Annotated in this window: 6 protein-coding genes and 1 pseudogene; 4 read left to right on the forward strand and 3 right to left on the reverse strand. The window is 73.3% G+C overall.

The window, feature by feature from the left end; all coding sequences use genetic code 11:
* A pseudogene (locus ACFVH5_RS43530) lies at positions 1 to 129 on the forward strand (ROK family protein); the annotation flags it as partial.
* 116 nt (positions 130 to 245) lie between these two features.
* On the opposite strand, the gene ACFVH5_RS43535 reads toward ACFVH5_RS43530, so the two are convergent.
* Genes ACFVH5_RS43535 through ACFVH5_RS43545 form a run of 3 tightly spaced genes read right to left on the reverse strand, consistent with a single transcriptional unit; the run spans position 246 to position 2,379 of the window.
* A complete protein-coding gene (locus ACFVH5_RS43535; protein ID WP_385839232.1) occupies positions 246 to 1,172 on the reverse strand; it encodes a phosphotriesterase in 927 nt (308 codons plus the stop codon).
* Positions 1,169 to 1,753: a DUF4865 family protein gene (locus ACFVH5_RS43540; protein WP_385839233.1), complete on the reverse strand. Its 585-nt coding sequence runs from the start codon at positions 1,751 to 1,753 to the stop codon at positions 1,169 to 1,171. Before ACFVH5_RS43540 ends, ACFVH5_RS43535 begins: the two co-directional genes overlap by 4 nt.
* 17 nt (positions 1,754 to 1,770) lie before the next feature.
* Positions 1,771 to 2,379, reverse strand: coding sequence for a TetR/AcrR family transcriptional regulator (locus tag ACFVH5_RS43545; protein ID WP_385839234.1), 609 nt, complete (start codon positions 2,377 to 2,379; stop codon positions 1,771 to 1,773).
* A gap of 211 nt (positions 2,380 to 2,590) precedes the next feature.
* Between ACFVH5_RS43545 and ACFVH5_RS43550 the strand changes: the two genes are divergently transcribed.
* From ACFVH5_RS43550 to ACFVH5_RS43560, 3 genes are read left to right on the forward strand one after another with little or no spacing between them, the layout of a single operon-like run.
* Complete coding sequence (locus ACFVH5_RS43550) at positions 2,591 to 2,908, forward strand: SHOCT domain-containing protein (protein WP_385839235.1); 318 nt, start codon at positions 2,591 to 2,593, stop codon at positions 2,906 to 2,908.
* The gene (locus tag ACFVH5_RS43555; RefSeq protein ID WP_385839237.1) at positions 2,905 to 3,690 is read left to right on the forward strand and encodes an ABC transporter ATP-binding protein; all 786 of its coding nucleotides are present in this window, start codon (positions 2,905 to 2,907) and stop codon (positions 3,688 to 3,690) included. Before ACFVH5_RS43550 ends, ACFVH5_RS43555 begins: the two co-directional genes overlap by 4 nt.
* Complete coding sequence (locus ACFVH5_RS43560) at positions 3,687 to 6,248, forward strand: ABC transporter permease (RefSeq protein ID WP_385839238.1); 2,562 nt, start codon at positions 3,687 to 3,689, stop codon at positions 6,246 to 6,248. The genes ACFVH5_RS43555 and ACFVH5_RS43560 overlap by 4 nt, the downstream gene beginning before the upstream one ends.
* Positions 6,249 to 6,574 lie beyond the last annotated feature (326 nt).

The raw sequence follows: 6,574 nt of genomic DNA on the forward strand, positions 1-6,574 counted from the left end.
CTGTGCGGCCAGAGCGGCGGCGTCCCCATCCTGGCCTGCACGCTGGACCACAACAGCCTGGTGGGCGCCGCCGAGTTGGCGTGGCAGCCGGTGCTGGACGACCCGATCGCGGCCCTGGCACACGCCTGAGCCGATCTGATTGCGCCGTTCCCCGCGCCCCTCGGGGAGGGGCGCGGGGAACGGCGCGGCGTGGCCCGCCCCCGCCGTCCCGCGGCCGAACGTCGTCCTCACTGCCGCCCGTGGGTCTACGTCCACCCGACGGCGAACGCCCGCTGCGGATTCGCCGTCAGAATGTGCTCCACCAGCTCATTCCCCAGGGCGAGTTCGAGCCTTGGCCGGACGCGGCGCAGCAGATACGGCATTCCGGGGCCGCCGTTCACCGAGCGCGCCCCGGCCGTGGTCGTGTCCCCGCCGAGGAGCAGCCGGTCGCCGAACCCGGCGTCGGCGAGATCGCGTACGGCCTCGGGCATGCGCCAGTCCGTCGCGTGGTTCGCGCGTGACGGACCGTCAAAAGCCAGATGGGCGCCGGACTCGGCGGCCTGCCGGTGCACCACCGGGTCGGGGGAGCGGTTGAGGTGCCCGAGGATCACACTGGCCGGCGCCACCCCCAACTCCCCGCACAGCAGGTCGAGTACGTCGAGCGCGCCCGTGCCCAGCTCCAGGTGCACCGCGACCGGCGCCCCTGTCGCGTGGTGCGCCTCGGCCGCCGCGGTCATCGTCCAGCGGGCATGCGCGTCGAGCGCGTGGAAACCGCCCGCGACCTTGATGAAACCCGCCCGCACCCCGGACGTGGCCAGCCCCTCCGTCAGCTCGGACACGAAGACGTCGGCCAGCCGGCCCCGCAGCCGGTCGAGCACCTCCGGCGCGTAGTGGACGGCCTGGTGCAGTCCCGTGGCGGCCACGACATGCACCCCGGCGGCGCGGGCCAGCAGCGGCAGATCGGCGGCCCGCCGCCCCAGACCGTACGGGGTCCACTGGGCGACACTTCCGCCGCCCGCCGCGCCGAACGCGGTCAGCTCGGCCGTCGCGGCGCCCGCGTCCCGCAACTCCTGCCCCGGAAGGCGGGGACTGCTGAAGAAGAGATGGTCGTGCGCGTTGCACACCCCCAACTCCGCCGGAGGGATGTCGCCGAAGACCGTGCGGACGGTACGGGGCGCCCGGCCCCGGCTCACCACTGCCGTCCCCCGCGCAGCCGGTCGCGCCCCGGCGCCGACAGATGCAGCACGCGGTACGTCTCGCCCTCGGCCTTGGGCGTGTCGTGGGCCCAGAGGGAGAAGTGCACGACCTCCCAGTGACGCGGGTCGACGGCGGCAGCGGCACCCACCACCCCGTCCAGCGCGGCCAGGCGCCCCGCCTCCAGGACGGCCTCCCGCGCCACCTCGGTGAGCGGCACGCCCTCGGGGACGCTCACCCGCCTGCGTACCGCGACCTCGGGCGCCCCACCGGCGGCGCCCCCGGCCTCGTACGCCAGGCCCGCCCAGTGCTGCACCACGGGGCGCCCGAAGTCGTTCACGAGCCCCTGGAAGCCGGGCCCCCAGAGGAAGGAGTTCATGCCCTCGGGGGTGTCCCACAGGTAGAAGGGCGCGTACTGGTTGACCGGCGAGCCGTCCACGCCCCGCTCCCGCAGCAGGTAGGCCTTCAGCCCGAGTCCGGCCCAGTCGTCGAGCAGATGCCCGACGCGGGCCACCCGGTCCCGGACGATGCCCATGTCGTAGTCCGCGGGCAGGGTGATCTCGTACTGCATGGCGTGCATCGGTGCCTCCCGGCGGCTCAGGCCTCGTTGGGGGTGGGGGAGTCGCCGGCGGGGGAGCGGGCTGCGAGGAGGGACAGCAGCCCGCGGACCCCCGTGTCGAAGGCGGCGGTCGAGCCGGACGCGCGGGCCAGCACATAGCCTCCCTGGACCGTGGCCACGATCGTCGCGGCGATCTCCTCGCCGTCCAGCGCCGACGCGAACTCGCCCAGCTCCTGGCCCTCCTCGACGATTCCGGCCAGCCGCTCGCGCAACCAGTCCAGCGTCTCGTCGACGGGCGCGCGCAGTGCGTCGCTCGCGACGACGTCCGGGTCCATGGTCAGCCGCCCGACCGGACAGCCGCGCAGAACCTCACGCTCGCGCCGCAGATACGCCTCGACCCGCTCGTACGGGGAACCGGGCCCGCCCAGCACCGCTTCGGCGGTGGCGCGCAGTTCCTCCGCGGTGCGCCGGATCGCGGCCAGGGCCAGATCGGGCTTGCCCGTGAAGTGGTGGTACATACTGCCCTGGCCCGCACCCGCCCGCTGCAGGATCGCCTTCGGGCTCGTGCCCACATAGCCGCGCTCCCACAGCAGCTCGCGGGTGGCTTCGATCAGACGCTCCGGAGTGCTCACACAGACACTGTACATACTAGTAGTTACAGAATCGAGGGGCGTGCGGAGCCGAAGGCGCGAGGAGCAGCTGAAGCCCCCGTTCCTACTCCCACGGAGGTACGCGTACTGCCGCTGGCCGTACGACGACCCGGACCCCCTCCCGGCGCGAGCCTCTAAGCATCACCGGAACACCGGAACGGACACCGGAACACCGGAGCGTCCGGAACTCCCGAGGAGATGACTTCAGATGCAGACCCTGGCGAACTGGGACGGCGGGCCCGGCCCGTGGATCCTGTTCCTCCCGCTGATCTGGGCGGCCGTCGTAATCGGTGTCGTCACCGTGCTGCGCCGCACCGTGTGGCGCGGCCGACGCGGCCCGTGGCACGGCCCCGACCGGTCCCGCCCGTCCGGCGACTCGCCGATCGCGATGCTGGGCAGGCGCTTCGCCGCCGGCGAGATCGACGAGGACGAGTACTGGCGCCGTCTCTCCGTCCTGGACGAGCGGTTCGGACGGACGGGTGCGGACGAGCGCTCCGGCCGCAGGGGCAAGGGCGGTGCGGCATGAACGCGCCCGCGACGGCGACCGCCACCAAGGGCACACGGACCGCGGCACGGGTCGCCGGAGCGGTGAAGGTGTACGGCGCCGGGGACACCGCGGTACGGGCCCTGGACGGGATCGACGTCACCTTTCCCGCCGGACGCTTCACCGCGATCATGGGGCCGTCGGGCTCCGGCAAGTCCACCCTGATGCACTGCGCGGCGGGCCTGGACACCCTGACCTCGGGCGCCGCCTTCATCGGCGACACCGAACTGGGCACGCTCGACGACCGCCGGCTCACGCTGCTGCGGCGCGACCGCATCGGTTTCGTCTTCCAGGCCTTCAACCTGGTGCCGACACTGACCGTCGCGGAGAACATCACGCTGCCCATGGATCTGGCCGGCCGCAGGGGTGACAGCTCGACCGGCGAGTGGATCGACGCCCTCGTGGAGGTCGTCGGGCTGCGCGACCGACTGCGCCACCGGCCCGCCGAGCTCTCCGGCGGCCAGCAGCAACGCGTCGCCGTGGCGCGGGCGTTCGCGGGCCGGCCCGACGTCGTCTTCGCCGACGAACCGACCGGCAACCTCGACTCACGCTCCGGCGAGGAGGTCCTGAACCTTCTCGGCCGGGCCGTCCGCCAGATGGACCGCACGGTCGTCATGGTCACCCACGACCCGGTCGCCGCCGCGCACGCCGACGAGGTCGTCTTCCTCGCCGACGGCCGCCTCGTGGACCGCATGGAGTCCCCGACGGCAGACCGGGTCCTGGACCGGCTGAAGGCGTTCGACGGCAAGGGGGCTCCGTCATGAACGCCTCCGTGCGGATCAGCGTCTCCTCGCTGCGTGCCCACAAGCGGCGCTTCGCCGGCACCTTCCTGGCCGTCCTGCTCGGTGTCGCCTTCCTGGCGGGCACGCTCGTCATGGGCGACACCCTGCGCGCCTCCTTCGACACGATGTTCGGCGACGCCACCAGCGGCACCGACGCCGTGGTCCGCAGCGCCGACACCATCACCACCCCGGGCGAGAGTCAGGGCGTACGGCAGCCCGTCGGCACCGACCTGGTGGCGGCCGTCGAGAACACCCCGGGCGTCGCGGCGGCAGCCCCCGACATCCAGGGCGCGGGCCAGCTCGTCGGCGCGAACGGCAAACCCGTCGGCGGCCAGGGCCCGCCCACCCTCGCGAGCAACTGGATCGACGACCCCGAACTCAACGCCTACCGCCTGGCCGAGGGCCGCGCCCCGGCGAAGTCCGGCGAGGTCGTCGTCAACCGGGGCGCGGCCGAGAAGGGCGGCCTGCGCATCGGCGACACGACGACCCTGCGAACGCCCGATCCCGTCGAGGTGACGATCGTGGGCCTCGCGACCTTCGGCGGCGAGGACGGCATGGCGCAGGTGACCTTCACCGGCATGACGCGCTCCGACGCCGAGAAATACCTGACCGCGAAGCCCGGCGACGCCGCGAGCATCCTCGTACGGGCCGGACCCGGCATCGGTCAACGCGAACTCGTCGACGCCCTGAATCCCTTACTGCCCAGGGGTGTTGAGGCGATCACCGGTCAGGAGCTGGCCGAGGAGAACACCGACATGGTCTCCGGCCAGTTCCTGACGCTCTTCACCACGTTCCTGCTGGTGTTCTCCGGTGTGGCGCTGCTGGTCGCGACCTTCTCCATCCACAACACCTTCGCGATCGTGGTCGCCCAACGCACCCGTGAGAACGCCCTGTTGCGTGCCCTCGGTGCCTCCCGCCGCCAGGTCACCGCGTCGACGCTCGTGGAGGCGAGCGCGGTCGCCGTGGTCGCGTCCGCGGCCGGTCTCGCGGGTGGCATCGGTATCGCGGCAGGCCTGCAGGCGCTGTTCCCGGCCATCGGATTCCCCTTCCCCGAGGGCGACCTGGTGATCAGTGCCCTGTCCATGGTCCTGCCGCTCGCGGTCGGCGTCGTGGTCTGCCTCGGCTCCGCGCTGCTGCCCGCCGTACGTGCCGGGCGCACCGCACCACTGGCCGCCCTGCGCGAGACGTCCGTCGACCGGTCCGGCGCGTCCCGGACCCGTGCCGTCGTGGGCGCCGGACTCGCCGCGTCGGCCGTCGCCGTCACCCTGACCGGCGTCGTCGTCAGCCCGTCCCTGTGGCTCGCCGGAGCGGGCGCGGTGCTGGCACTCGCCGCCTTCGTGGTCCTCGGCCCGGTCGCCGCGACCACCGCCGTACGCGTCCTGGGGGCTCCCCTCGACCGGCTGCGCGGTGTCACCGGCGCCCTGGCCGCGCGCAACGCCCTGCGCAGCCCCAGGCGCACCGCGGCCACCGCGAGTGCCCTGATGATCGGTGTCGCCGTGGTGTCACTGTTCACCGTCTTCGGTGCCTCACTGAAAGCGACCATGGACCGGACGGTGTCGCGGTCCTTCGCCGGGGACGTCGTCGTGAGCACCCCGTCGTTCGGCGCGGGCGGCAGCGGACTGAGCCCCGCACTCGCCGCCGCGATCGGCGAACGGCCCGAGGTCGACACCGCCGTCGGGCTGGGCCGCGGGGTGGCCGAAGTCGACGGCAAGGGACGGGCGTTGACGGTCACGGACCCCGTCGCGCTGGAGCGCACCTTCGACCTCGGCGACGTACGGGGCTCGATGCGCGACCTCGGCGCCGACGGCATCGCCGTCACGGAGGAGGAAGCCGACAAGCAGGGCCTCAAGACCGGTGACACCACCCGGCTCGCCTTCACCGACGGCCAGGCGAAGACCTTCACCGTCCGCGCGGTCTACGGCCGCTCCGAGCTGGCCGGCGAGTACGTCATCACCCGCGAGGCCTGGGCCCCGCACCGCACCCAGGACGCCGACACGCTCGTCGCCGTGAGCTTCAGGGACGGTGTGGACGCGGCCGAGGGGAAGACGGCGGTCGAGAAGGTCGCGACGGCGTACGGCAACCCCGAGGTGCAGACCCGTGACGAGTACGCGCGGTCCTCGGCCGGAGCCATCGACATGATGCTGACCCTGGTCTACGCGCTGCTCGCGCTCGCCGTGCTCATCGCCCTGCTCGGCATCGCCAACACGCTGACCCTCGCGGTCCACGAACGCACCCGCGAACTCGGCCTGTTGCGGGCCGTCGGGCAGACCCGGTCGCAGCTGCGTGCCATGGTCCGCTGGGAGTCGGTCCTGGTGGCCGCGTTCGGCACGGCGGGCGGACTGGCGCTCGGCGGCTTCCTCGGCTGGGTGCTGGTCAAGGCGTCCGACGGGTCGTCGAGCAGCGAGTTCGCGTTCGCGGTGCCGCTGGTTCAGCTGTGCGTGGTCGCGGGGGTGGGCGTCGCGGCGGGCGCGCTCGCGGGCTTGCGCCCGGCACGACGGGCAGCACGTCTGGACGTACTGCGGGCCATCGCGGCGGAGTGAGCTCGCCTCTGGGGCTGCGCCCCCGGACCCCCTGTCGCGCGTGCGCTCGTCCTCAAACGCCGGACGGGCTTGGGGCCTTCGGCTGCGGGCCCGGTGGGGGCCGTTCGCGCAGTTCCCCGCGCCCCTAGGGGTGGGGCTGCGCCCCTACCCCCCCATGCGTCTCGGGGTGGGGCTGCGCCCCGACCCCACCCCTCCAGCCCGTCCGCGACGTATTTCAGCCCGTCCGGCGTTTGAGGACCGGGGGTTCGGGGGCGGAGCCCCTGAGTGCGTGACGGGAACGGGTAGGGGCGGCGGGGGCGAAAACCACACCGAAGCCACCCCCCCCC

Origin of the sequence: Streptomyces sp. NPDC127119 (assembly GCF_042677425.1) — a bacterium.
Taxonomy (GTDB): domain Bacteria; phylum Actinomycetota; class Actinomycetes; order Streptomycetales; family Streptomycetaceae; genus Streptomyces.